At 61.8% G+C, this 24,597-nt stretch carries 21 protein-coding genes and 1 pseudogene; 11 read left to right on the top strand and 11 right to left on the bottom strand.

Features of this window, described 5'->3' with window-relative positions; genetic code table 11:
* Positions 1–18: 18 nt before the first annotated feature.
* From BSF79_RS00595 to BSF79_RS00575, 6 genes and pseudogenes are all read left to right on the top strand, one after another.
* Positions 19–1,164, top strand: coding sequence for an acyl-CoA dehydrogenase family protein (locus tag BSF79_RS00595; protein ID WP_090266775.1), 1,146 nt, complete (start codon positions 19–21; stop codon positions 1,162–1,164).
* Positions 1,161–2,180 (top strand): annotated as a pseudogene (locus BSF79_RS20260) (enoyl-CoA hydratase/isomerase family protein); the annotation flags it as partial. The gene BSF79_RS00595 and the pseudogene BSF79_RS20260, both read left to right, overlap by 4 nt.
* Positions 2,169–3,092, top strand: coding sequence for a 3-hydroxyisobutyrate dehydrogenase (gene mmsB, locus BSF79_RS20255; protein WP_483887643.1), 924 nt, complete (start codon positions 2,169–2,171; stop codon positions 3,090–3,092). The pseudogene BSF79_RS20260 and the gene mmsB, both read left to right, overlap by 12 nt.
* 78 nt (positions 3,093–3,170) lie before the next feature.
* Positions 3,171–3,374 carry a YgaP family membrane protein gene (locus tag BSF79_RS00585; RefSeq protein ID WP_090266769.1) on the top strand — a complete coding sequence of 68 codons (204 nt, stop codon included), beginning with the start codon at positions 3,171–3,173 and terminating at the stop codon, positions 3,372–3,374.
* Between the two features lie 97 nt (positions 3,375–3,471).
* A complete protein-coding gene (locus tag BSF79_RS00580) occupies positions 3,472–3,756 on the top strand; it encodes a hypothetical protein (RefSeq protein WP_090266766.1) in 285 nt (94 codons plus the stop codon).
* Between the two features lie 349 nt (positions 3,757–4,105).
* Positions 4,106–5,608, top strand: a complete 1,503-nt coding sequence (locus tag BSF79_RS00575) for a calcium-binding protein (RefSeq protein ID WP_090266763.1) — start codon at positions 4,106–4,108, stop codon at positions 5,606–5,608.
* Positions 5,609–5,743: 135 nt separating this feature from the next.
* Here BSF79_RS00575 and uvrA read toward each other — a convergent pair whose 3' ends face one another.
* Positions 5,744–8,596: an excinuclease ABC subunit UvrA gene (uvrA, locus tag BSF79_RS00570; RefSeq protein ID WP_090266759.1), complete on the bottom strand. Its 2,853-nt coding sequence runs from the start codon at positions 8,594–8,596 to the stop codon at positions 5,744–5,746.
* A 255-nt stretch (positions 8,597–8,851) separates the two neighbouring features.
* On the opposite strand from uvrA, the gene BSF79_RS00565 reads away from it, so the two are divergent.
* Positions 8,852–9,211, top strand: a complete 360-nt coding sequence (locus tag BSF79_RS00565; protein WP_090266756.1) for a rhodanese-like domain-containing protein — start codon at positions 8,852–8,854, stop codon at positions 9,209–9,211.
* Positions 9,212–9,266: 55 nt separating this feature from the next.
* On the opposite strand, the gene lpdA is transcribed toward BSF79_RS00565, so the two are convergent.
* From lpdA to BSF79_RS00540, 5 genes are all read right to left on the bottom strand, one after another.
* Positions 9,267–10,661, bottom strand: a complete 1,395-nt coding sequence (lpdA, locus tag BSF79_RS00560; protein WP_090266752.1) for a dihydrolipoyl dehydrogenase — start codon at positions 10,659–10,661, stop codon at positions 9,267–9,269.
* Positions 10,662–10,811: 150 nt separating this feature from the next.
* Entirely contained in the window at positions 10,812–11,387 is a 576-nt protein-coding gene (locus tag BSF79_RS00555; protein ID WP_090266747.1) for a DUF924 family protein, read from the bottom strand.
* Positions 11,388–11,486: 99 nt separating this feature from the next.
* The gene (locus BSF79_RS00550) at positions 11,487–12,752 is read right to left on the bottom strand and encodes an MFS transporter (protein ID WP_090266743.1); all 1,266 of its coding nucleotides are present in this window, start codon (positions 12,750–12,752) and stop codon (positions 11,487–11,489) included.
* Positions 12,753–12,860: 108 nt separating this feature from the next.
* Positions 12,861–13,913 (bottom strand): tRNA preQ1(34) S-adenosylmethionine ribosyltransferase-isomerase QueA, encoded by a 1,053-nt coding sequence (gene queA, locus BSF79_RS00545; protein ID WP_090266739.1) that lies wholly within the window; start codon positions 13,911–13,913, stop codon positions 12,861–12,863.
* The gene (locus BSF79_RS00540) at positions 13,910–17,191 is read right to left on the bottom strand and encodes a YhdP family protein (protein ID WP_090266733.1); all 3,282 of its coding nucleotides are present in this window, start codon (positions 17,189–17,191) and stop codon (positions 13,910–13,912) included. Before BSF79_RS00540 ends, queA begins: the two co-directional genes overlap by 4 nt.
* A gap of 98 nt (positions 17,192–17,289) precedes the next feature.
* Here BSF79_RS00540 and BSF79_RS00535 point away from each other — a divergent pair, with 98 nt between their 5' ends.
* The 4 genes from BSF79_RS00535 to BSF79_RS00520 all read left to right on the top strand — a co-directional run bounded on the left by BSF79_RS00535 (position 17,290) and on the right by BSF79_RS00520 (position 20,578).
* A complete protein-coding gene (locus tag BSF79_RS00535) occupies positions 17,290–17,751 on the top strand; it encodes a peroxiredoxin (protein ID WP_090266730.1) in 462 nt (153 codons plus the stop codon).
* Positions 17,752–17,771: 20 nt separating this feature from the next.
* Positions 17,772–18,578 carry a ferritin-like domain-containing protein gene (locus BSF79_RS00530; RefSeq protein ID WP_090267813.1) on the top strand — a complete coding sequence of 269 codons (807 nt, stop codon included), beginning with the start codon at positions 17,772–17,774 and terminating at the stop codon, positions 18,576–18,578.
* Positions 18,579–18,747: 169 nt separating this feature from the next.
* Entirely contained in the window at positions 18,748–20,088 is a 1,341-nt protein-coding gene (locus tag BSF79_RS00525; protein ID WP_090266725.1) for a M23 family metallopeptidase, read from the top strand.
* Positions 20,078–20,578, top strand: coding sequence for a bactofilin family protein (locus tag BSF79_RS00520; protein WP_090267809.1), 501 nt, complete (start codon positions 20,078–20,080; stop codon positions 20,576–20,578). Before BSF79_RS00525 ends, BSF79_RS00520 begins: the two co-directional genes overlap by 11 nt.
* 89 nt (positions 20,579–20,667) lie before the next feature.
* Here the strand turns inward: BSF79_RS00520 and BSF79_RS00515 are convergent, their stop codons facing one another.
* The 5 genes from BSF79_RS00515 to BSF79_RS00495 all read right to left on the bottom strand — a co-directional run bounded on the left by BSF79_RS00515 (position 20,668) and on the right by BSF79_RS00495 (position 24,588).
* Positions 20,668–21,252, bottom strand: a complete 585-nt coding sequence (locus BSF79_RS00515; RefSeq protein ID WP_090266722.1) for an HNH endonuclease — start codon at positions 21,250–21,252, stop codon at positions 20,668–20,670.
* A gap of 276 nt (positions 21,253–21,528) precedes the next feature.
* The gene (locus BSF79_RS00510) at positions 21,529–22,194 is read right to left on the bottom strand and encodes an alpha/beta hydrolase (protein WP_090266718.1); all 666 of its coding nucleotides are present in this window, start codon (positions 22,192–22,194) and stop codon (positions 21,529–21,531) included.
* Positions 22,191–22,820 (bottom strand): DNA-3-methyladenine glycosylase family protein, encoded by a 630-nt coding sequence (locus BSF79_RS00505; protein ID WP_090266714.1) that lies wholly within the window; start codon positions 22,818–22,820, stop codon positions 22,191–22,193. Before BSF79_RS00505 ends, BSF79_RS00510 begins: the two co-directional genes overlap by 4 nt.
* On the bottom strand, positions 22,817–23,545 hold the full coding sequence (locus BSF79_RS00500) for a cobalt-precorrin-6A reductase (RefSeq protein WP_090266710.1): 729 nt from the start codon (positions 23,543–23,545) through the stop codon (positions 22,817–22,819). The genes BSF79_RS00505 and BSF79_RS00500 overlap by 4 nt, the downstream gene beginning before the upstream one ends.
* Positions 23,542–24,588: a cobalt-precorrin-5B (C(1))-methyltransferase gene (locus BSF79_RS00495; RefSeq protein ID WP_090266707.1), complete on the bottom strand. Its 1,047-nt coding sequence runs from the start codon at positions 24,586–24,588 to the stop codon at positions 23,542–23,544. The genes BSF79_RS00500 and BSF79_RS00495 overlap by 4 nt, the downstream gene beginning before the upstream one ends.
* Between the last annotated feature and the right edge of the window lie 9 nt (positions 24,589–24,597).

Here is a 24,597-nt window from a genome sequence, read left to right as displayed (position 1 = left end):
TGCTCTGGGAGGAGCCTCATGGATTTCGCACTGACCGAAGAACAAACCGCCATTTTCGACATGGCCCGCGCCTTTGGCGAAGAACGTATCGCCCCCAACGCCCGCGCCTGGGAAGCCGCAGGCATCATCCCCAAAGAGCTGTGGCCCGAGATTGGCGCGCTTGGGTTTGGCGGCATATACGTGTCCGAAGACAGCGGCGGCGCGGGCCTCAACCGGCTTGACGCCACCCTGATCTTCGAGGCGCTCAGCATGTCCTGCCCCTCGGTCGCGGCGTTTCTGTCGATCCACAACATGTGCGCCAAGATGCTTGACGCCTTTGGCAGTGACGACATCAAGGCCCGCTTCCTGACCCCGGCGATCAGCATGGACACGGTCCTGTCCTATTGCCTGACCGAACCCGGCGCCGGTTCTGACGCCGCCGCGCTGAAAACCCGCGCCACCCGCAGCAACGAAGGCTATGCGCTGACCGGCACCAAGGCGTTCATCTCGGGCGGCGGATATTCCGACGCCTATGTCGTGATGTGCCGCACCGGCGACGACGGCCCCAAGGGCATTTCCACCGTCGTGGTCGAGGATGGCACCGAGGGGCTCAGCTTTGGCGGGCTCGAAGACAAGATGGGCTGGCGCAGCCAACCCACCCGGCAGGTGCAATTCGACGACTGCAAGATCCCCGCCAGCAATCTGGTTGGCGACGAGGGGGAAGGCTTCAAATACGCGATGAAGGGGTTGGACGGCGGGCGGCTCAATATCTCGGCCTGCTCGCTGGGGGCGGCGCAGGCGGCGCTGAATACCACACTGCAATATATGGGCGAGCGCAAGGCCTTCGGAAAATCCATCGACCAGTTTCAGGCGCTGCAATTCCGCCTCGCGGATATGGAGATCGAGCTGCAAGCCGCGCGCATCTTCCTGCGTCAGGCCGCGTGGAAGCTGGATCAGGGCACGCCCGACGCCACGCAATTCTGCGCCATGGCGAAAACCTTTGTCACCGAGGTCGGCAGCCGCATCGTCAACCAATGCCTGCAACTGCACGGCGGCTATGGCTATCTGGCCGACTATGGCATCGAAAAGCTGGTGCGTGACCTGCGGGTGCATGAAATCCTCGAAGGCACCAATGAAATCATGCGCATGATCGTATCGCGCCAATTGCTGAGTGACCGCACATGAGCGATGTTTTCATCCGCACCGAAGGCCACGCCGGCCGCATCACCCTGACCCGTGCCAAGGCGCTGAACGCGCTCAGCTATGACATGTGTCTGGCGATCGAAACCGCGATCGACCAATGGGCCAAAGACGAGGCTGTTCGCCTCGTGATCCTCGATGCTGAGGGCGACAAGGCGTTCTGCGCGGGCGGCGACATCGCCCAGCTGTATCAGACCGGCAAGGCGGGCGATTATGCCTATGGCCGCAATTTCTGGGCCGATGAATATAGGCTCAATGCCAAGCTGGCCGAGTATCCCAAACCCATCGTCAGCTTCATGCAGGGCTTTGTCATGGGCGGCGGCGTTGGCTTGGGGTGTCATGTCAGCCACCGGATCGTCGATACAAATTCGGTGATCTCGATGCCCGAAACCGGCATTGGCCTTGTGCCCGATGTGGGCGGCTCGCTGGTGCTTGCGCGCGCGCCGGGGCGGCTGGGCGAATACCTTGCCGCCACCAGCCTACGGCTGAACGGTGCCGATGCGGTCTATGCGGGCTTTGCTGACCACCTGATCCCCCGTGACCGTTGGCAGGACCTGATGCAGGCGCTGATCGCCACCGGCGACCCTGCCCCGCTGGCCGCCGCCGCCGATACCGACACCCAAGGCAGCTATCCGCAGATGCAGCACTGGATCGACCGGTATTTTGGCGGCGAAACCCTGTCTGACATCGTCAACAGCCTCAACGCCCCCGGCGATGACACCGACGAGTTGGCATTCGTCGCCAGTGCCCTCAAGGCGATCCGCCGCAATTCGCCACTGTCGATGGCCTGCGCGATCGAAATCATCCACCGCCTGCGCGGCCCCTCTGCCGATATCCGCCGCGCGTTGGAACTGGAATACCGCTTCACCTACCGCGCGATGCAGCACGGCGATTTCCTCGAAGGGGTCCGCGCCGCCATCATCGACAAAGACCGCAACCCGCAGTGGAAACATGGCCTCGACAGCCTTCCGGCCGTCGCCGTCTCGCAAATGCTGCTGCCACTCGGCAAAGACACACTCACACTGGAGGAGGACACCACCATGCAAATCGCATTCATCGGCTTGGGCAATATGGGCGCGCCCATGGCCACCAACCTGGCCAAAGCAGGCCACACCGTCACCGGCTTTGACACCGCAGGCACCACCGCCGAAGGCGTCACCAACGCCGCCACCGCCGAAGACGCGGTGAAAACCGCCGACGTCGTCATCACCATGCTGCCCAACGGCGCGATCCTGCGCAGCGTCGCGGCACAGGTGATCCCTGCGATGAAACCCGGCGCCACCCTGATCGACTGCTCCACCGTCGATGTCGAAAGCGCCCGCGCCGCCGCCGAAATGGCGACCGCCGCTGGCCTGCAATTCGTCGATGGCCCGGTCTCGGGCGGCACTGTGGGCGCGATCAACGGCACGCTGACCTTCATGGCCGGTGGCTCCGATGCTGCCTTCGCCACCGCCAAGCCGCTGTTCGACATCATGGGCCAGAAGGCCGTGCATTGCGGCGAGGCGGGCGCCGGTCAGGCCGCCAAGATCTGTAACAACATGATCCTCGGCGTCACCATGATCGCCACCTGCGAGGCCTTCGCCCTTGCCGACAAGCTCGGCCTCGACCGGCAGAAGATGTTCGATGTGGTCTCGACCTCGTCGGGCTACAGCTGGTCGATGAACGCCTATTGCCCCGCGCCCGGCATCGGCCCGCAATCGCCCGCCGACAACGACTATAAACCCGGTTTCGCCGCTGAACTGATGCTCAAGGACCTGCGCCTCAGCCAGCAAGCCGCCGAGGCCGCTGATGCCGACACCCCGATGGGTCAGGCCGCCGCCGCCCTCTATGAACAGTTCGTCGAAGCCGAAAACGGCAAAGGCATGGACTTCTCTGCCATGCTGCCCCGGTTCGAAAAACGCGGCCGCGGCTAAACCACTAAAATCGTGACACGCCCCCATTACCTGCGGTAGCATCAAATTACTGTTTTTGCATATAATGGGGTATTCGAAATGTTCACGAAAAACGAAGGAACCGTCGACCGCGTTCTGCGCGTGGTCGTCGGTCTGGCGCTGATCGCTGGTTACTTCCTCTATCCAGAGGGCAGCTACAGCGGGCTGTTCCTGCTGGGGATCATCCCCCTGGTCACTGGCCTTCTGGGCAGCTGCCCGCTCTACTCCATCTTCGGGATCAGCACCTGCCCGATGAAGAAGTAAGCCAAATCCCGCTGAGCGGCCCCCCGCTCAGCGGCCCCCCTGACCTTGAAATTCATATGCCGAACTCCGAATATATTACTATTCCAAGGAGGAAGCTATGACCAACACACTCAAAGCACTGATGATCACCGCCCTCGTTGCCCTTCCCGTCGCCGCATCGGCCGGGAATGGCGGTAACGGCGCTGGCGCCATGAAAGGCGCGACCCACGCCACCCAAAGCCTGTCGCAGGATCAGGTCCGCGCCAAGGTCCGCACGCAGACCAGAAGCCGCGAACAGGTCCAACTGAACACAATGCTGGACGTGCAGCGGCGGTTGCAGTTTCAGGACTCGCTCAAGATCCAACGCCGCAGCGAGACCCAAACCGGCTTCATCACCCGCTAAGGCGCCCGACACACGAAAGCCGCCCTTCGGGGCGGCTTTTTCTCAAACCCGATCAGATCGCGCGCCCGAAGCACGCCCTGCCCCCGCCGTCACCTGCCATTTTCCGCATAAGATCGCCAATTTTGGCGCAATCGCGGCATATCCCCAAAATTCAAATCCATTTCGCCGCAATTGCGGTATTTCGCCACCAAACCATCCCCGGCTCGCCCATTTTCGGCCCAAACCCGCCGCTACTCCATCCCGACCGGAGCGGCACACACGCATGTCTCATTTTCACCAATGAGGCCCACTTGGGCCTTTCATATTCAATTGCATTTCGCAGTTCAGTTAACGAGGAAAACGAATAAAAATGGCGACCATTTACGAAATCGGCGATTCTGACTATTTTCACCAACCCAGCCAGACCATGGCGGTCGGCGACACATTTGAAGCCACCTCGACCATCGGCGACTTTGGCGACAAGGTCTGGGTCTACCTCGAAGCTGGCCAAAGCTATACCATCTCCGCAACCGGTATTGTGCCCGAGGGCCAACAAGTCCTGTATTTCAACAACTACCAAGGCGCAAATGGTGCGGTCACCGAAACCGGCCACGTGGCTGATTCCTTCGGCATGATTTCCGACGCCAGCGTCGTCGACGGCACAACCTCCTATGTTCTGACCGCATCCATCTCCGGCAACTATGAAATCACCCTGTCGCGCGGCAACTGGGATTCGGGCGTGCTGACAACTCAGATCACCGTCACCGAGGCGACGCTTTTCAACTTCACAAATGGCGCCGATACCGACACCGGCACCAGTGCCGCCGACGATCTGAACCTGCTCAATGGCAACGACGTCTTCGCCGCAGCAGGCGGAGCCGACATCATCAACGGGGCCGCAGGTGACGATTCCATTCAGGGCGACGCAGGCAATGACACCCTGATCGGCTCGGGTGGCAACGACACGCTGGATGGCGGTGCCGATAACGACGTGCTGAACGGCGGCAATGACCTCGACGTTCTGAATGGTGGCGTGGGCAATGATACGCTCTCAGGTGGCCGCGATGCCGACACGCTTGACGGTGGTGCCGACAACGACGTTCTTGAAGGCGGCGCAGGCGCCGACATGCTGACCGGTGGCTCCGGTGCCGATGTCTTTGTCTTCAACACCACCAGCGGCCAGGACACCGTGACCGACTTCGAAAACGGCGTCGACAGCTTCGACGTGCAGGCCCTTGGCGTCACCGGCATGGCCGATATGACCCTGACTCAGGTCGATGCCGACGTTCTGGTTGATCTGGGCGGCGGCAACACCGTCACCATCGAAAACTTCGATCTGGCGGATATCGACCTGGCCGACTTCGGCCTCAGCGCCGCCCCGATCATGGGCAGCTCCGGCAAAGACAACATCAGCGGCGGCAGCGCGGCGGATGCGATCTACGGCGAAGGCGGCAACGACAAGCTGATGGGCAATGAAGGCAACGACACGCTCGACGGTGGCAACAACAACGACCGCCTGTATGGCGGAGCGAACGACGACAACCTGTCCGGCGGTCAAGGCAACGATCAGCTTTGGGGCGGCACCGGCGCCGACACCATCGACGGCGGTCGCGGTCGGGATGTCATGCACGGCGATGCGGGGGCCGATGTGTTCGTCTTCGCCGCCAACTCGGGCACCGACACCATCACCGACTTCGAAGCAGGCGTGGACATGCTCGACCTCTCGGCGCTTGGTCTGGGTGGGATCGGCGATGTGGCGATCACACAGTTTGGCGCGGATACCCTCGTCAGCCTCGACGCCGGGTCCGGCAACACCGTCACCTTGCTTGGGGTCGACGCGCTGGACCTCGACATCACAGACTTCTCGTTCTGATCAAACAAAGCAAACTCCCCCCGCCGGGTTTCTCGCGGGGGGATTTTCAGGTCGCAACCGGCTTGCCTCGCGGGTCGGCCGGACTTTGGCATATGCATGTCATGTGCATGCGATGTGCATGCAAATCACACACCGCTATTCAGCAGCCACCTTGCGCCCAGACAGCATCGCTTTGAGGTAGTGACCGGTATGGCTGCGCGGCTCTTCCGCCACCTGTTCCGGCGTGCCCACGGCCACGATCTCGCCGCCGCCATCGCCGCCCTCAGGACCGATATCGATGATCCAGTCGGCGGTTTTGATCACGTCCAGATTGTGCTCGATCACCACAACCGTATTGCCCTGATCAACCAATTCATGCAGCACTTCCAATAGCTTACGCACATCTTCGAAATGCAGCCCCGTCGTCGGCTCATCCAGAATATACAGCGTTCGCCCGGTCGATCTGCGCGCCAGCTCCTTGCTCAGCTTGACCCGCTGCGCCTCGCCGCCTGACAGCGTCGTGGCCTGCTGCCCGACCTTGATATAGCCAAGCCCGACCCGCATCAGCGCATCCATCTTTTCGCGGATGCTGGGCACTGCCTTGAAAAACTCCTGCGCGTCTTCGACATTCATATCAAGAACGTCCGCTATGCTCTTGCCCTTAAAGCGAATTTCCAAAGTCTCACGATTGTATCGCGCGCCCTTGCAGGTCTCGCAGGTGACATAGACATCGGGCAGGAAATGCATCTCGATCTTGATCACCCCGTCACCCTGACACGCCTCGCAGCGCCCGCCCTTGACGTTGAAACTAAAACGCCCCGGCTTGTAACCTCTTGCTTTTGCTTCAGGAAGCCCGGCGAACCAATCGCGGATCGGGGTAAAGGCCCCGGTATAGGTCGCCGGGTTCGACCGCGGTGTGCGTCCGATCGGGCGCTGATCAATGTCGATCACCTTGTCCAGATGCTCCAACCCCTTGATCGTCTCACAAGGCGCCGGCGTCTGCCGCGCCCCGTTCAGCCGCATCGAGGCGGTTTTGAACAGCGTTTCAATCGTCAGCGTCGATTTCCCCCCGCCCGAAACACCACTCACGCAAACGAATTTTCCCAAGGGAAATTCAGCAGTTACATCACGAAGGTTATTCCCGCTGGCCTTGACCACGGTCAGCTTTTTCTTGTTGCCCTTGCGCCGCTCGGTCGGCACCGCAATCTCCCGCGTACCGCTCAGATACTGCCCGGTCAGACTGGCAGGGTCGGCCATGATCTGCTCGGGCGTGCCCTTGGCCACCACCTGTCCGCCATGCACCCCGGCCCCCGGCCCGATGTCAAAGACATAGTCCGCCTCGCGGATCGCTTCTTCGTCATGCTCGACTACAATGACCGTATTCCCCTGATCGCGCAGGTTCTTCAGCGTCAGTAACAGCCGGTCATTGTCGCGTTGGTGCAACCCGATGGACGGCTCATCCAACACATACAACACCCCCGTCAGGCCCGAACCGATCTGGCTGGCCAAGCGGATACGCTGGCTCTCGCCGCCGCTCAATGTTCCACTTGAACGTGACATCGTAAGGTATTCTAATCCCACGTTATTCAGAAACCCAAGCCGCTCCCTGATCTCCTTCAGGATCGCGCGCGCAATCTCGTTTTTCTGTGCGGTCAGGTGTTCAGGGACGGTCTTGCACCACTCAAACGCCTCGCGGATCGACATCTGCACGACCTGCCCCACATGCAGCCCGGCAATCTTGACCGCCAGCGCCTCTTCGCGCAGCCGGTACCCGCCACACGCCCCGCACGGCCGGTTGTTCTGATAGCGCTCGAACTCCTCACGCACCCAGTTGGAATCCGTCTCGCGATACCGCCGTTCCATATTCGGAATCACGCCCTCGAACACCCGGCTGACCTGATAGACCCGCCCGCCCTCGTCATAGCGAAACTGTATCTCTTCCTCGCCTGACCCCCGCAGGAACACCTGCTGCACATGTGGCGGCAGGTCTTTCCATTTGGTGTTTTTATCGAATTCGTAATGCTTTGCGATGGCTTCGATGGTTTGCAGAAAATACGGGCTTTTCCCCTTGCGCCACGGTGCCAAAGCACCGTCGCTGATCTTCAGCGCGGCATCGGGCACGACCAGACGTTCGTCGAAAAACAACTCCATCCCCAAGCCGTCACAGGTCTGACAGGCCCCGAAGGGTGCGTTGAACGAAAACAGCCTCGGTTCGATCTCGGGGATGGTAAAGCCACTGACAGGGCAGGAAAAATTCTCGCTGAAGGTGATCCGCTCGGGCGTATCCGTCGCGGTTTCAAGGATCGCGATCCCGTCCGCCAGATCCAGCGCGGTGCGGAAACTGTCGGCCAGACGCGTCTCCAACCCCTCACGCACGACAATCCGGTCCACGACCACGTCGATGTCATGACGGAATTTCTTGTCCAGAACCGGCGGATCATCCAATTCGTGAAACTGCCCGTCCACCTTGACCCGCTGAAAGCCCTGTTTACGAAGCTCCAGAAACTCTTTGCGATACTCGCCCTTGCGATCGCGCACGATGGGCGCCAGCAGAAAGGCGCGCGTGCCCTCCTCCATCGCCATTACGCGGTCGACCATGTCCTGCACCTGCTGCGCCTCGATGGGCAGGCCGGTGGCGGGGGAATACGGCGTACCGACGCGGGCAAACAACAGCCGAAGATAGTCGTAAATCTCGGTCACGGTTCCCACGGTCGAACGCGGGTTCTTGCTGGTGGTTTTCTGCTCGATCGAAATCGCCGGGCTCAGGCCGCTGATGTGATCCACATCGGGCTTTTGCATCATGTCCAGAAACTGCCGGGCATAGGCCGACAAGCTTTCGACATACCGCCGCTGCCCTTCAGCATAGATCGTATCAAACGCGAGCGAGGATTTCCCCGACCCCGACAGGCCGGTGATCACAACAAGCTGATCACGCGGAATATCGACGTCGATGTTCTTTAGGTTGTGCTCGCGCGCGCCGCGCACCTCGATTTTCTTGAGATCAGCCATTCGTGCCCCCGTGTGACAGTAAACAGATAGTTGACGCGCCCGGAATTTCCAACAGAAAAATAAGAACATGTCAGGAACATTAACCATCCCTGACTCGAGGTTTCGCTGAAATATTCATCGCAAAACCCTATGCCGTGCTGGAAAAAGCCATTTACATTCCACTATTGGAATTTATATTTCGCACACATCTTGAATTCACCGAAGACTCGGCTCAAATCTCAGTCAACCAAGAGACTAGCGACAAAGGACGTTCCCATGTTCGGCTTCATGCGCCAATCTGCCCCGGCTTTGCCTTTGACCGAAGCGATTTCTCAGGTCGCGTCCGGCGAAATGATTCTGGTCGACATCCGCGATCACAACGAACTGACGCAGACGGGGAAGGCCGATGGCGCGCTGCATATTCCGCTGATGCGCCTATCGATGGTGGCAGACCCTCGGCATCCGGATTTTCACCCGGATCTCGACCTGACCAAGCCCATCGGGCTCTATTGCGCCTCTGGCGCGCGGTCGGCAATGGCGGTCAATGTGATGCGTAAACTGGGCTATGAAAACGTCCATAACCTCGGCGGGCTAAGCCACTGGGTGGCCGCTGGCGGGTGCTGCGTACCAAAATAAGAGCGAAAAGGCCCCCAAACAGGGGGCCCCTTTTGCGCAGTCAGACGTTCCGCATTTAGAAATGAATTGCTTTGCCAAAGGCGTCCAGAACGCTTTCGTGCATCATTTCTGACAGGGTCGGATGCGGGAAGACCGTTTGCATCAGGTCCTCCTCGGTGGTTTCCAACTGGCGCCCCACCACATAGCCCTGAATAAGCTCGGTCACTTCCGCCCCGATCATATGCGCGCCCAACAGCTCGCCGGTTTTGGCGTCAAAGATGGTTTTGACCATCCCCTCCGGCTCGCCAAGGGCGATGGCCTTGCCGTTGCCGATAAACGGAAAACGACCGACCTTGATGTCATATCCCGCCTCAACGGCCTTCGCCTCGGTCAGGCCAACGCTGGCCACCTGCGGATAACAATAGGTGCAGCCCGCGATGCTTTCGGGCTTCACCGGGTGCGGCGTCCCGCCCGCGATCAGTTCGGCGACCATGACGCCTTCGTGGCTGGCCTTATGCGCCAGCCAGGGCGCACCGGCGATGTCGCCAATGGCATACAGCCCGTCAACAGCCGTCCGGCAATAGGCATCGGTCACCACATGGGTGCGGTCGATCTGCACCCCAAGCGCCTCAAGCCCCAGATCCTCGACATTGCCGACGATCCCAACCGCAGAAATCACCGTGTCGAATTCCTGCGTCTCGACCTTGCCGCCGATTTCGATATGCGCCGTTACCTTGCCCTTGGCCCGGTCCAGCTTTTTCACCGCCGCCTTTTGCAGGATCTTCATCCCCTGCTTTTCAAACGCCTTCTTCGCAAAGGCGGAAATCTCGGCGTCCTCGACCGGCAGAATGCGGTCCATGACCTCGACCACAGTCGTGTCCGCTCCAAGCGTGTTATAGAAGCTGGCGAATTCGATCCCGATCGCGCCCGACCCGATCACCAACAGCTTTTTCGGCATCCGCACCGGCGTAAGCGCATGTTTATAGGTCCAGACCAGATCGCCATCGGCCTCAAGCCCCGGCAATTCGCGCGCCCGCGCACCGGTGGCCAGAATGATCGATTTCGCGGTCAATTCTTCGGTTCCGCTGTCGGTCGTGACGCTGACCTTGCCCTTGGCAGGCAATGTCGCCTGCCCCATGAACACCGTGACCTTGTTTTTCTTCAGCAGATGACCGACACCGCCGTTCAGCTGCTTGGCCACCCCGCGCGAGCGTTTCACCACCGCGTCCAGATCAAAGCCAATGCTGTCGGCGCTCAGACCAAATTCCTTGGCCCGGTGCATCAGATGAAAGACTTCGGACGACCGCAACAGCGCCTTGGTCGGGATGCAGCCCCAGTTCAGGCAGATACCGCCCATATGCTCGCGTTCGACCACGGCGACGCTCAGCCCCAACTGCGCACCGCGGATCGCCGCAACATATCCACCAGGTCCCGCCCCGATCACAATTACATCAAACGACTTGGCAGCCATGCGCCCCTCCGATTCCAAATTTAGTTTGATATTAAACTATTTTCAGAAACGCATCAACGCAGCATATCAAATCGCCGCGCTTCGCCACACAGCAAAGCGCCAACGTATTGATAACAAGAAAGGTTTCAGAAAACCCCGGCGCTGACAGGCTTACCCCTGCTGCAATTCTCGCACTTTTTTACCGTATCCGCCGGTCTCGAGAAACTCATTCTCCAACGCCGATCCATGACGATGCAGGGCATCATTGCGATACGGGAAACGCCCGAATTCCCGAATGACTTCCCGGTGCGCCTGCGCGTGCAACAGGTTGGCGGCACTATCCGCCGACATCCGCTCGTGCATCAGCCGCACACAGCGGTCCTGATCACACAGGTTTTCCGAATGCATCAGCGGCATATAGAAAAACTGCCGCGCGGGTTCATCAATCGCCAGATCCCACTTGCGGTCGATCGCCACCTTGGCCGCCGCAAGCGCCGCCTGATCGCTGGAAAAGGCCTCGGCGGAACCGCGGAACATGTTGCGCGGAAACTGGTCCATCAGAATGATGTAGGCCAACATCCCGCTGGGGTACGTCATCCACAGCCCATATGACCCCTCAGAGGCGGACGTCCACGCCGATTTGAAGCGGTCGGTAATCATCTGATCCAGTGCAGGATCTTCCTGATACCATCCTTTGGGTCCGACCTCATCCAGCCAAAATGCCAGAATCTCGTCCACGCTCACCATCGGGGTTCTCCTCTTTCCGCTCCGGTAATTTCCTTCATGTAAGTGTTACATATCAAAAGGCGAATAAGGACAGTAAAAAATTGCGACAAACCGGTTACATTACAACACGCTGCCGCTTTCCGCGTCATCGTGAGCGCTATCAATGGCGTATTCCCGCGCAAACTCGACCGCGACCGAGGTCGCAGACGGCGACACCGGCGCATAGGCCATCGAGTCGTCGTGCTTGGGCGACGCACGTTGGGTCATCCGGTATCCGGCATAAACCGACAGCGCGATCATCAGCCCAGCCATCAACAGGAAGTAACCCGGCGGGCCAAACGCTCCCATCATCCAACCGGTGATCAGCGGGCCTGCAATCGCCCCCACCCCGTTGATGAACACCATCCCCCCCGAGGCCGCCGCCATATCCTCATTGTCCAGAAAGTCGTTGGTATAGGCGATCAGCAGGGAATACAGCGGGTTCGACGTGCCCCCGATCAAGAACGCCGACACCAGCAGAATGGTGAACGACCCACCCAGCGCCATCCCGACGACCGCGCCCATCCCGCCCACGGCCGAGGTGATCAGGATCAGCATCCGCCGGTCCATCCGGTCCGAAGCCCAGCCCAGCGGATATTGCAAAAGCGTGGCCCCGATATAAAACGTGGCCACGAAGATCGAAATCTCGGTCAGCGTCAGGCCCACCTGCGCGCCATATACCGCCGCCATGCCGAATTGCGCCGCAAAGACGCCGCCCAACAGAAACATGCCAACACAGCCCAGCGGTGACACGTTCATGATCTGCCGCAGGTTCATTGGCTTGGTTGTGTCGAAGGCCGGCGTCGGACTGACCGACAACAGGATCGGCGCGACCGAGACCGAAACCAGAACCGACGGAATCACGAACAGCACATATCCCGAAGGATCGGCCACCAGCAGCAAGCCCTGTGCGGCGACAATCCCCACCATCATCACGATCATATACAGCGACAGCGCCTGACCGCGGGTCTCGTTCGTGGCCGCATTGTTCAACCAGCTTTCCGCCGTCACATAGACGCCCGAGAAGCAAAACCCGATGATCACCCGCCCCACGGTCCAGACCCAGGGGTTGGTGAACGTCGGATACAGGATCAGCACCGCCGAGATGAACGAGGCCAGCGCCGCAAACACCCGCACATGCCCCACCCGGCGGATCATTTCAGGCGCCATGCGCGATCCGCCAAGAAAGCCCACGAAATAGGCCGACATCACCACCGACATCTCGAAGGTGGTAAAGCCCTCCAACTGGCCGCGCACCCCCAAAAGCGTGCCTTGCAGGCCGTTGCCAACCATCAACAGCAAAATCCCCAGAAGAAGCGCCCAGGCATTGGATAGAAACTGAAACATCGGACTCTCCAGAGAGGGGATAAACGCGTCTGGCTGCAATAGGCCATTCCCAGATGCGCATAGGGGTTGATTGCGACACATCCGTGTCGCAGACCGAAGTGTTGCCTGTCAGCGCGCCGGGATCAACAGCGACGCATCACCATACGAGAAGAAACGATACCCCTCGGCAATGGCATGGGCATAGATATGGCGCACGGTGTCCTGCCCCATCAGCGCCGAAACCAGCATCATCAGCGTCGATTTCGGCAAATGGAAATTGGTCATCAGCGCATCGGCCACGTTGAACGTGAAACCGGGATATATGAAAATATCGGTGTCGCCTTGCCAGGGCGCGATCTGCCCGCCGCGCGCCGCCGTTTCGATCAGTCGCAACGCGGTGGTGCCCACAGGTATCACCCGCCCGCCTGCCGCTTTGGTCGCGGCAATCTCGGCGGCGGCCGTGGCGCTGACTTCGCCCCACTCGGCGTGCATCTTATGCGTGGTCACATCGTCAACCTTGACCGGCAGAAACGTGCCCGCCCCGACATGCAGCGTCACATGGGTGAACGCCACGCCCTTGGCCCGCAGCGCCGCCAGCAGCGCATCATCAAAATGCAACGAGGCCGTGGGCGCCGCCACAGCCCCTGAATGGCGGGCAAAGATCGTCTGGTAATCGGTCTTGTCCTGCTCATCCGCCGCGCGTTTGGCGGCAATATAGGGCGGCAACGGCATCGCCCCGGCCTGCGCCAGCGCCGCGTCGAAATCATCGCCCAGCAGGTTGAACTCCAGTACTGCCTGCCCGTCCTCCTTGGCCAGCAGCGTCGCCGACAGCGCATCCGAAAAGCGGATCACCTCGCCCTCGCGCACCTTCTTCAGCGGCTTGAGCAACGCCGCCCAAGCCCCACCCGCCCGCGGCTCCAGCAAGGTCGCCTCGATCCGCGCCTCGGTCTCGCCCTCGGGGCCCATGCGCCGCCGCGTGCCAGACAGGCGCGCCGGAATCACCTTGGTGTCGTTCAGCACCAGCCGGTCACCGGGGCGCAGCCAATCGGGCAGGTTGAATACCTGCGCATCGGTAATCTGGTCACCCTCGGCCACCAGCAACCGGGCGCTGCTGCGCGGGCTTACCGGGCGGGTGGCGATCAAAGCCTCCGGCAGATCAAAATCGAAATCACTCAGGTTCATTGGCTTACCTTGGGGGCTGGGCGACGGAATATGTCGCGGAACATCCCCGGTGTAAAGATCGACAATGGATTGACCTGCACTTTGGGGTTTTCCGCCGTCCCGCGCAGCCGGTAACTGAACCCCAACAGCCCCTCGCCCTTCCGCGTCAGGATCGAGCCGATGCCGTTGAGCAAATAAATCGGCGAGAACGTGCCCTGCATATCCATCGCCCCGCTGTTGAGGTCATATATCCCGTCCATCGAGATCCCGATCGACGCCCCGATCGCGCTGCTTTTGCGCACGATCACCTGATCCGGGGTCAGGCGAAACTTGGCGTCCACTTCGGAAAACAGAATGCCACGCCCGCCCAGCTGCTCCAGCAAGCCAATCACACTGACCGCATTCAACAGCTCTGCCATCGCCGGCGCGTCGCGCAGCCAGACATTGCCAACCTTCAACCGGCCATCGAAACTTCCCGCTTCGCCAACAGGTTTCAGCGTCAACACCAGCGCGCCCTTGTGGGCCTTCTTCAACAGCCCCGCTGCAGAGAACACCGCCCCAGCGTCATCGGACCGGATTTCAAACGCACTACGCCCGCCGCTGGGTTTGATCACGCCCGTGATCGGCGCGCTGCCGTTCACCCGCCCGGTAAAGCGGCCGTCCATCCCGCCCTTGGTGGTGAACTCCCCCTTGAACCCGCTCAGGCTGATGCCATCGGTGATCTGCAACCGCTCCAGCGACAATGACACCGGCCCACCGCCGCCTCCACCGCCGCCGCCGCCGCCGACCGCCGTCTGGCGCAAATCAATCCGCCCACCCGAGATCTGCACAGCCGGGGCCACGCCTTTGCCGCGCCCGATCAACGTGACCGGCGCATCCAGCCACCCCCCGGCCTTGACCCGCGAAAACGTGGCGCGGCTCAACTGGCCATCGGCGCCAATCTTCAGCGCGCCGGTGGCGCTCAGTCCGGGGGCGACCAGTGACAGACCGTCAATCACCGGCGGCGCCCCCAACGCGCCCGCCACCTCCAGCCGCCCTTTGCTGCGCCGCGACAGTGACCAGCCAATATCCGGCTGGCTCAGCCCCAGCCCCGCCAGATCGGTGCCAAGTCGAAATTGGATCGGCTGATCGCGCACAAGGTTCAGCTCGAACGCGCCGGTCCCTGCGCCCGACACCGTGCGCGGTGGCAAACCGATACCGAACTCGTCGATAAACCCCTGCGACAGCTCGACCGTCCCGGCGACGCGGGCCTTGCCCTGATCGGCTTTCTTCAGGCTGGTGTCATACGCGGCATCGAACGGCACCTGACCGATCCGCCCCTTGCCCGCGATCTGCAACGCATCATTGCTGGCCGTCACCGCCAGCCGCGCCGCCGACAGCACCCGACCCGGCACGATCTTGTCACTGCGCACCCCGCTCAGCTGCGCCGTGACCGCGAACTCCACCTCTTCGGGCGGCAGTTTCTTCTTCAACCGCAGCTTCAGAACGCCTTTCGCATCCGCCCGACCATCCGCCAGCGTCACCGGGCGACCCGCTTTGCTCAGCAGGTTCAGCGGCGGCGCATCCAGCAGCGCCAGGCTGGCGGTGATCGTGCCGGACGTGCGCAAGCGCACCTCGGCTGGCGTGTCCTTGATCCGCACATCCGGGATGATCAGGCTGGTGCCCGAAATATCCACCGCCCCGCCCTGCGCCGCCTGCACCTTGCCGCGATCCGCCGTCACCACAAAGCGCGTGCCCATCAACGAGGCATGACCAGACCCGCCGGTGATCGGCGGCAAGGTCTTGACGAAGGTGGCGCTGGCCTCGTCGAACTGGAACCCCAGATAGGTCTCTGCCGGTTCGGTCGGCGCCTTGCGAAACGCCAACTGTCCCTTGGACAACCGCGCCGAGTGCAGGTTTTCCGTGATCCACTTGCGGGTTTTCTCTTTCATCGCCTCAGGCCACAGCGACAGAACCAGCTCCGGGTCGATCCGCTCCATCTGGCCGTTCAGCGCTGCCTGCCAGCCCTCTGGCTCGGCCTTCAGCGACCCATCCAGAACCAGCACCTGCCCCGCCTCAGACAGGGTCATCTGCCCAAGCGTCAGCACAAACGGCTCCAGCCCCAGACGGATGTCCATCGTCGCCGCATCAAACTTGACCGGCTGTGGGAACATGCCCGCCGGGTTCGCCGTCACGCCCGACATCCTAAATTGCCCCAGCATTTCGCTCGGCCAGCCATTTTTCATCCCAAGCAACAGCGCCTGCCCCTCGATCCGCGCGCTGATCCACTTGCTGGTCACCGAAAGCTCGTCAAACTGCAGGGTCTGGGTGGCGGGCAAGTATGTGAAATAGGCTCGCGCAGCATCGAACGGCACCGGCGTGGTCTGATCGGTCGGCTGCAACGCACCCTGCGCAATCTGCAAGGTGCCACTCATCGGCCCGAAATTACCCGCCTCATCGATTGACGCCCGCAGCGCCCCCGAAATCGGCGCCCTCAGCGCGTGCAACCACGCCAAAGCCGCCGTCTGATCCGCAATGTCACGCGCAGCCATATCCTCGAAGTTCATGCCAAACTGCGCGGCGGGTGAACCGATACGGCTTTCGAAATTCACCGCCATCGTACTGACGTAGTCATAGCCCCCAAGCAGCGCCAGATCGCCGCTGATCCGCAAATCGTCGCCCGCACGGACCAACCGGACGCGCCCTCCATCCACCGTCCAGGCCCGCTCGGCCCGCATGTCCTCATAGTTGATCGTTAGCGCCTCGGCATCGACCTGACGCAGCGCAATCAGCTGCGGGCTCAGCATCAGCTTGTCCAGTTCTTCGATCAACTGGGGCACGCTGACGGCCTTTTCCACCGCCGGCAGCGCGGTGCCAAACGACAGGTCAAACGACCCATCCGCGCGGCGCCGCACATTGACCGCCGCCCCCGACAGGCGCACCCGGCCCAACTGAAACCGCCCGCGCAACAAGGGTTTCATGGCCAGTCCGGTTTCCAGATCGGACAGCGTCAGGAACACTGGCCCATCGGGCTGCGACAGCTCGACATCACGCAACCGCACGCGGGGCCGCCACCCGGAACTGACCACCATGCTCACCGCGCCGAATCTGATATCGACCCCCGGCAGCAATTGCGCCACGCGCGCCTCGATCCGCTGATGCAGCCATTCCGGCGCGCGCAACTGCCGATCCAGCGCCGAATACACCAAAGCCGCAGCCCCCAGCGCCAGCGCAAGCACAATCGCCGTCGCCCACAGCGACAGCCGCACCCACCGCCTTTTGCGGCGCGGATGTCTATGTGTGTCCGTCGTCGGGTTCATCTGCCCAATTGCCTTGTTCGCCTCATTGCCGCTGGCGGCTTTATTCTTTCGCTCACCACGTTATTACTACACCCGATCCAACATCTCAGGAATATCCCGTGACCGATCCGATTCAGACCGCCCCCGATTTCACCCTGCCGCAGGATGGCGGCCCGTCGGTGACCTTGTCTTCGCTTCGCCCAGCCCCTGTTGTTCTGTTTTTCTACCCCCGCGACAACACATCCGGCTGCACGACCGAGGCTCTGGCCTTCAGCAGCTTGCTTGATGCATTCAGCGCCGCCGGGGCGCTTGTCTATGGCATATCCAAAGACAGTCTTGCCAGCCACGAAAAATTCCGCACCAAACAGGGCTTGAGCGTTCCCTTGCTGTCGGATGCCGAAAACACCGTCTGCGAAGACTACGGCGTGTGGAAACAGAAATCCATGTACGGCAAGACCTTCTGGGGGATCGAGCGGTCAACCTTCCTGATCGGCGGCGATGGCCAGATCCTGCAGGCCTGGCGCAAAGTGAAAGTCCCCGGCCATGCCGAGGCGGTTCTGGACGCGGTCACCGCACTGTGACCGAGCTGACCCTGACCCAGATGGCAACCGAGGTGCTGACCACCGCCGACGGACGCGCCAAAACCGCACTGTCGCATCAGCACGCCGCCACATGGTTCGCCGCGCGGGCCGAAGGCCGCACGATCCCCGTGGGCACCGCCACTCCGCCCGACATGCCCGCGCGCCCGGCCCGGCCCGAACTGCTTGCCCCGCGCGATGTACCGCGTCGCCGTCCGGGCAGCCCGCAGGGGCGCATCGCCTTGGTCCACGCCGTGGCCCATATCGAACTGAACGCCGTCGACCTGCATTGGGACATCATCGCACGGTTCGGACATGTGCCGATGCCGATGGGCTTCTATGATGATTGGGTCAAAGCCGCCGACGAAGAATCCAAACATTTCAATCTGATGTGCGACTGTCTTGAAGCGATGGACAGCCACTATGGCGCACTCCCCGCCCACGCAGGCATGTGGCGCGCCGCCGAGGATACAGCGCAGGACCTTCTCGGCAGACTGGCCGTCGTCCCGATGGTGCTCGAGGCGCGCGGCCTCGACGTGACGCCCGGCATGATCGAGATTTTCCGCAAGGCCAACGACGACGCCACCGTGGCCGCCCTCAACGTGATCTACGCCGAAGAAGTGGGCCACGTCGCCTATGGCTCGAAATGGTTTCACTTCCTGTGCGGTCGCCACGACCTTGATCCCAAGGACGTGTTCCATGACCTTGTCCGCACCTATTTCCACGGCGCCCTCAAACCTCCCTTCAACGAGGAAAAGCGCGCCGAGGCCGGAATACCGCCCGATTTCTACTGGCCGCTCGCCGATCAAACCCCACCCCGGCGCGGCTAAGCCCTTCCAATCGGCAGGATTTTGCCAGTTGAGCGGGTTATCTCCGCTTTACTCGAATCGTTTGCCTAAAATTCTTGCCCTACAGTCAAGGTCTGGTTAAGCACCATTGACGCCATTCGCTTGGGGACAGGGCGAAGGTGTAACTGGGGACGGAATAAAGGACGGTTGGGTGCGAACACGACTGGCAATAAAATTTGATGCTCTTCTGGAACGCTCGTTCCCAGAACGGCGGCTTTTCCTGAGATCGGATACAGACACACGGTTCATTCGCCTGCGCCCGATCACGCAGTTGATCGGATTTACCGGCAGCGCTCTTGTTGTGGCCTGGGCGATTGTGGCAACCGCGATCCTGCTGATGGACAGCATCGGATCGGGCAATTTCCGCGAACAGGCCAAGCGCGATCAGAAAACCTACGAAAACCGCCTGAATGTGCTGTCGTCAGAGCGTGACACGCGCGCAACCGAGGCATCGGCCTCGCAGCAGCGGTTCAACCTCGCTCTGGAACAGATCTCAGTCATGCAATCGCAGCTGCTGAGCTCGGAAACCGCACGCCGCGAACTGGAAACCGGGATCGAGGTCATTCAGGCCAACCTGCGCAAGGCCCTGAAAGAGCGTGACAGCGCCCGTCAGGACACCGAAACCCTGCAACAGGCCAACGATGCCGCCCCGGCCGCCAACGGCGCACTGGCCGAAGCGGGCACATCCGTCGGCGACACGCTGGGCTTCCTGTCTGCCGCACTGGCCGACACCGCACAGGAACGCGACCAGATCAGCAGCGATGCCGTGGGCGCGTTGATGCAGGCCGACGATCTGGCGCTTCAGATCAAACTGATGCGCGATCAGAACGAACAGATTTTCCGGCAGCTCGAAGACGCGATGACCGTGTCGGTCAAACCGCTGGACAAGATGTTTCGCGCCGCTGGCATGAACACAGACACCATCATCAATCAGGTACGCCGGGGCTATTCCGGTCAGGGCGGGCCACTGACCCCGCTGTCCTTCTCGACCCAGGGCGAAGAACCCGGCGCCGACGAGCAGCGCGCCAACCGCATTCTGGGGCAACTCGACCGGCTGAACCTCTACCGCATTGCCGCATCCAAAGCGCCTTTCGCCAATCCGGTTCACAATGCCGTGCGCTATACCAGCGGCTTTGGCTATCGCCGCGATCCCAAAACCGGTGGCCGACGCCTGCACAAAGGCTCTGACTTTGCCGGTCCCGTGGGCACGCCGATCTATTCCACGGCTGACGGCGTGGTCGTTCACGCCGGGTGGGGCTCTGGCTATGGGCGGCTGATCAAGATCAAGCACGCCTTCGGAATTGAAACCCGCTATGCCCATCTGTCAAAAATTCGCGTGAGCGTGGGCCAAAGGGTCTCGCGCGGAGACCGGATAGGTGATATGGGAAATTCTGGACGTTCAACCGGCACCCATCTGCATTACGAAGTGCGTGTCGACGGCGCTGCCGTCAATCCGATGATCTATATCAAGGCTGCAAATGATGTTTTCTAAAAGCAAAATCAACGAACCCGGCCCCAAGGCCGCAGACGCTGCAAAGCCCGCAGCCCCCGATGCACCGGCGATGCCGGCGGCGAAACCCAGTGATTTCAAGGCCTCGGCACCCAAGCCCAAGCCCCCTGCCTCGGTTTTGTCTGCTGATCTGCACATCACTGGCAACCTCAAGACCACTGGCGATATTCAGGTCGAGGGCACGGTCGAAGGCGATATCCGCGCCCATCTGCTGACGGTCGGTGAAACCGCAACCATCAAGGGCGAAGTGATCGCTGATGATGTTGTGGTGAATGGCCGTGTCGTGGGCCGCGTGCGTGGCCTGAAGGTGCGCCTGACCTCGACCGCCCGTGTCGAAGGCGACATCATCCACAAAACCATCGCGATCGAATCCGGCGCCCACTTCGAAGGCTCGGTTCAGCGTCAGGACGATCCGCTCAGCACCAAAGGCGCAGCGCCCAAGCCTGCCGCACCTCAGGACGGCAACGCCTGATCTTACAGCGATCGCTGAAATAACAAACCGCCGCTTCGAGCCCGAAGCGGCGGTTTTGTTTTGTGCGGTGCTGTCTGCAAAGCAGATGATTACGCTTCCAGCTCTGCATCCCAATACAGAAAATCAAGCCAGCTGTCGTGCAGATGGTTCGGCGGGAACTTGCGCCCCATATTCTGCATCTCTTCCGCCGCAGGCACGCGCGGCGGCTTGCGCAGCGACATCCCCGCCAGCCGCAGGCTTTTCGAGCCCTTTTTCAGGTTGCACGGCGAACAGGCGGCCACCACGTTCTCCCAGCTGGTGATCCCGCCCGACGCGCGCGGCACCACGTGATCGAAGGTCAGATCCCCCTTGCCGCCACAATACTGGCAGCGGAACTCATCCCTCAGAAATAAATTAAAGCGCGTGAAGGCCACGCGCTTTTGGGGTTTGATGAAATCCTTGAGAACAACCACCGACGGGATTTTGATCCTCGTGCTCGGACTGCGCACCTCGAAATCATATTCCGCGACCACGTCCACCCGGTCCAGCCAGACCGCCTTGACCGCCTCCTGCCAGGGCCACAGCGATAGCGGATAATAGGACAAAGGCCGATAATCCGCGTTCAGAACCAAGGCCGGGTGATGCTTCAGCACCGCCTTCTCCCTGACAAATTCGCTTCTGAAATCTCCATCCATGAGGTGTAAAGTCTCCGTGCCCTGTCTACCCGTATCTGGCACCAGGGCGGGAGCCCCGCCCCAGCATGCCTTAACTATATATCGTGTTGTCTCCGGGACAAGCCCCACGAGATACAGTAGTTCGACCACGGGAGTAGCCGCCATATGCGACAAGGATGTGACGACAAGACCGCCCAATAAACAAGCAGCGCTGGATCGGCACGCCCCAAACACAAAGGCCCGGACCACCAAACCGGCGGCCCGAGCCTTCTTGCGATTCTGCTTCTTATCCTCGGGTTACAGGCTCAGCTTGTCGCGCATGAACGCCAACGCCACCGACAACCCGTCAGGGGCGATGCCATGGGCCGTGCCCTTCATGATATGGGCATAGACCTCCTTGAACCCGGCTTCCTGCAAAGCTTCGGCCGCTTCGGGCAACGACTGCACCGGCACAACATCGTCCTGATCGCCATGCACCAGCAGGATCGGCGGTCGGCTCACGGCCTCGTCCTTCAGCGCCTCGGGCGACAACAGCCGCCCCGAAAACGCAACGATCCCCGCGATTTCATCCTCGCGGCGCGGCGCCACGTGCAGCGACATCATCGTCCCTTGCGAGAACCCCAACAGCACCATCTGCTCGGGCAGCAGGTCTTCGTCCACCAGCAGCGCATCCAGAAAGGCGTTCAGGTCCTCGATCGCCGCGCGCATGCCGCGCTCGGCCTCTTCTTCCGACGAGCCGTCAATCCACGGGATCGGGAACCACTGGAACCCCGCGGGGCTGCCTGCGCAATTCTCTGGCGCATCCGGCGCCACAAACAGCGTATCGGGCAGATGATCCCCCAATGGGTCGGCCAGCCCCAGAAGATCGGCGCCATTGGCCCCATACCCATGAAGCAGAACCACGACCGAATGTGTGTCACCTGATTTCGGCCCCTTGCGGCCCGCCTGCAAAACCCGTGTCATCTGATCCCTTCCCTGTCCTTTGCCACTTTGTAATAGGCCCACAAAATCCGCGCCGCAACGCTGCGCCATGGGCTCCACTCAACCGCCATCTGTCTCAGCGCCTTTTCCTTTGGCCGCTCCTCAAGCTGGTAGAGGATGCGCGCCGCCTCTTGCAAGGCCAGATCGCCCGGCGCAAAGACATCCGCCCGCCCAAGCGAAAACATCGCATATACCTCGGCGGTCCAGACCCCGATCCCCGTCACCGCGGTCAGCGTCGCAATCACCTGCGGATCGGGGGCGTGTTGCAGCGCGGCGTAATCAATCCCGGCCCCCGCCAGCGCATGGGCATATCGCGCCTTCTGGCGGCTCAGCCCCAGCGCGCGCAGCTCTTCCTCGGACAGCGCCAGCACCCGCGCCGGATCGTCCAGCCCCACCGCAACCATCCGCGCCCAGATCGCATTTGCCGAGGCAACACTGACCTGCTGACTGACAATCGCATTCAACAACTGCCCAAACCCATCCGGCTTGCGGCGCAGCGGCACTGGCCCCGTCTCGGCGTAAGCCCGCGCCAGCACCGGGTCGCGGTCGCAAAGCCAGTTCACCCCCTCGGCCACACACTCGGGCGTCTGAATGATCCGCCCGATCACAGGCTTTCCACCCAGCTCAGCGCCTGTTCGACGGTTTCCACCTGTGGCGCATCCGGCTGTATTGGCCGGTTGATCACCGCCACCGGCAGGCCAAGCCGCCGCGCCGCAATCAGCTTGCTACGCGGCGCTTCGCCACCGGCGTTCTTGACCACCAGCCAGTCGATCTTCAACTTGGTAAACAACGCCATTTCATCCTCGACAGAAAACGGCGGGCGCCCCACCAGAAACCGCCCGTTGGCAAAGGGAAACGCCTGCTCGGGCGGGTCGATCTGGCGCAGGGTCAGATCGCAGGCCGACAGATTGGCGAACTGCGCCAAGGTCTGCCGCCCTGTCGCCAGAAACACCCGCGCACCCGCCGGAATGTGATCAACCGCCTCGCTTTCCTGCTCCAGAAACACCCAGCGATCCCCTGCCTCCGGTCGCCACTCCGGGCGCAGAAGCAGGCAATAGGGCAGCCGCTGTTCGCGCGCGATCCGGGCGGCGCGCTGGCTGATCCGACTGGCAAACGGGTGCGTGGCGTCCAGGATCGCGGCAATCCCCGCATGGCCAAGCCAGTCGCGAAACGGCTCATCGCCACCAAACCCGCCGATGCGGGTTTCCACCGGCAACGCCTCGGGGTCGCGCGTCGCCCCCGCAAGCGAGGCGATCACCGGATACCCGGTTTGCGCCAACCGCGCCGCAATCCGCCGCGCCTCGCCGGTGCCCGCCAACAGCAGCAGGGTCATGCGCCAGCCCGCGCGATGATACCGCCCGCGCGATCAATGATCACAACATCCGCCACCACGCTGTCCGGCAGCATGGCCCGCACGCACAACAAGGCTTGCTCTGCCACCATGTAAGCCAATTTTTCCCCCGCCATATCATAGGCTTGCAAAGCGGTATTACAGTCCCGCAACCGTGCATCCCCAACCATCTCGGCCAACGCCGAAAAGTCCACCTGGCTGCGCCCCGAATGCAGATCGCGCGCGCCCTGCGCCAACTTTGTGATCTTGCCGATCCCCCCGCCGACCGTCACCCGCGCGACCGGATGGCGCGCCAGATACTTCAGCATCCCGCCCGCGAAATCGCCCATGTCCAGCATGGCAGACTCCGGCAACCCATACAGCGCCCGCACCGTTTTTTCCGAGGTCGCCCCGGTGCACCCGGCCACATGGGCCTGCCCCGTCGCCCGCGCGACATCCACCCCCCGGTGGATCGAGGCGATCCACGCCGCACAGGAAAACGGCCGCACAATGCCCGTGGTCCCCAGAATCGACAGCCCGCCCTTGATCCCCAGCCGCGGGTTCCAGGTCTTTTCCGCCAAAGCCTCGCCGCCCGGCACTGAAATCGTGATGCGGATATTGCCCGCCTGCCCCAGCCGCGCCGCCATTTCCGCCACGGTGTCGCTCAACATCTGACGCGGCACCGGGTTGATCGCAGGCTCGCCCGGCGGGATCGGCAGACCGGGCTTGGTGACCATGCCCACTCCGACACCGGCAGCAAAGCTCACGCCCTCGCCGGCCGCCTCGACCCGCGCCAGAATCAGCGCACCGTGGGTCACGTCGGGGTCATCGCCGGCATCCTTGATCACCCCCGCTTCGGCCCAGCCCGGCCCCTGCGTGGCTTCGGCAATGGCAAACTCAGGGCGCTCGCCGCGCGGCAAGGTAATGCGCACGCGATCCGGCCGCCCCTCGCCCCACAGCATCATCAACGCCGCGCGGGTGGCGGCGGTGGCACAGGCGCCCGTGGTCCAACCCCGGCGCAGCTCTTGATCAGGTTTACGGCTCATCGGCGCGAC

It is taken from the genome of Thalassovita taeanensis (genome assembly GCF_900110775.1).
GTDB lineage: Bacteria > Pseudomonadota > Alphaproteobacteria > Rhodobacterales > Rhodobacteraceae > Litorimicrobium > Litorimicrobium taeanense.
This window is presented reverse-complemented; position numbering and strand designations above follow the sequence as displayed.

What these genes read in the sequence shown, in the direction of transcription:
- BSF79_RS00555 (WP_090266747.1), bottom strand. Translation starts at nt 11,387, where the DNA reads ATGGTGAGCGTGGACGAGATTCTGGCATTTTGGCTGGATGAGGTCGGA.
- BSF79_RS00580 (WP_090266766.1), top strand. Translation starts at nt 3,472, where the DNA reads ATGACCAACACACTCAAAGCACTGATGATCACCGCCCTCGTTGCCCTT.
- BSF79_RS00575 (WP_090266763.1), top strand. Translation starts at nt 4,106, where the DNA reads ATGGCGACCATTTACGAAATCGGCGATTCTGACTATTTTCACCAACCC.
- queA (WP_090266739.1), bottom strand. Translation starts at nt 13,913, where the DNA reads ATGAACCTGAGTGATTTCGATTTTGATCTGCCGGAGGCTTTGATCGCC.
- BSF79_RS00530 (WP_090267813.1), top strand. Translation starts at nt 17,772, where the DNA reads ATGGCAACCGAGGTGCTGACCACCGCCGACGGACGCGCCAAAACCGCA.
- BSF79_RS00515 (WP_090266722.1), bottom strand. Translation starts at nt 21,252, where the DNA reads ATGGATGGAGATTTCAGAAGCGAATTTGTCAGGGAGAAGGCGGTGCTG.
- mmsB (WP_483887643.1), top strand. Translation starts at nt 2,169, where the DNA reads ATGCTGCTGCCACTCGGCAAAGACACACTCACACTGGAGGAGGACACC.
- BSF79_RS00595 (WP_090266775.1), top strand. Translation starts at nt 19, where the DNA reads ATGGATTTCGCACTGACCGAAGAACAAACCGCCATTTTCGACATGGCC.
- BSF79_RS00565 (WP_090266756.1), top strand. Translation starts at nt 8,852, where the DNA reads ATGTTCGGCTTCATGCGCCAATCTGCCCCGGCTTTGCCTTTGACCGAA.
- BSF79_RS00540 (WP_090266733.1), bottom strand. Translation starts at nt 17,191, where the DNA reads ATGAACCCGACGACGGACACACATAGACATCCGCGCCGCAAAAGGCGG.
- BSF79_RS00520 (WP_090267809.1), top strand. Translation starts at nt 20,078, where the DNA reads ATGTTTTCTAAAAGCAAAATCAACGAACCCGGCCCCAAGGCCGCAGAC.
- BSF79_RS00585 (WP_090266769.1), top strand. Translation starts at nt 3,171, where the DNA reads ATGTTCACGAAAAACGAAGGAACCGTCGACCGCGTTCTGCGCGTGGTC.
- BSF79_RS00495 (WP_090266707.1), bottom strand. Translation starts at nt 24,588, where the DNA reads ATGAGCCGTAAACCTGATCAAGAGCTGCGCCGGGGTTGGACCACGGGC.
- BSF79_RS00510 (WP_090266718.1), bottom strand. Translation starts at nt 22,194, where the DNA reads ATGACACGGGTTTTGCAGGCGGGCCGCAAGGGGCCGAAATCAGGTGAC.
- BSF79_RS00550 (WP_090266743.1), bottom strand. Translation starts at nt 12,752, where the DNA reads ATGTTTCAGTTTCTATCCAATGCCTGGGCGCTTCTTCTGGGGATTTTG.
- uvrA (WP_090266759.1), bottom strand. Translation starts at nt 8,596, where the DNA reads ATGGCTGATCTCAAGAAAATCGAGGTGCGCGGCGCGCGCGAGCACAAC.
- BSF79_RS00500 (WP_090266710.1), bottom strand. Translation starts at nt 23,545, where the DNA reads ATGACCCTGCTGCTGTTGGCGGGCACCGGCGAGGCGCGGCGGATTGCG.
- lpdA (WP_090266752.1), bottom strand. Translation starts at nt 10,661, where the DNA reads ATGGCTGCCAAGTCGTTTGATGTAATTGTGATCGGGGCGGGACCTGGT.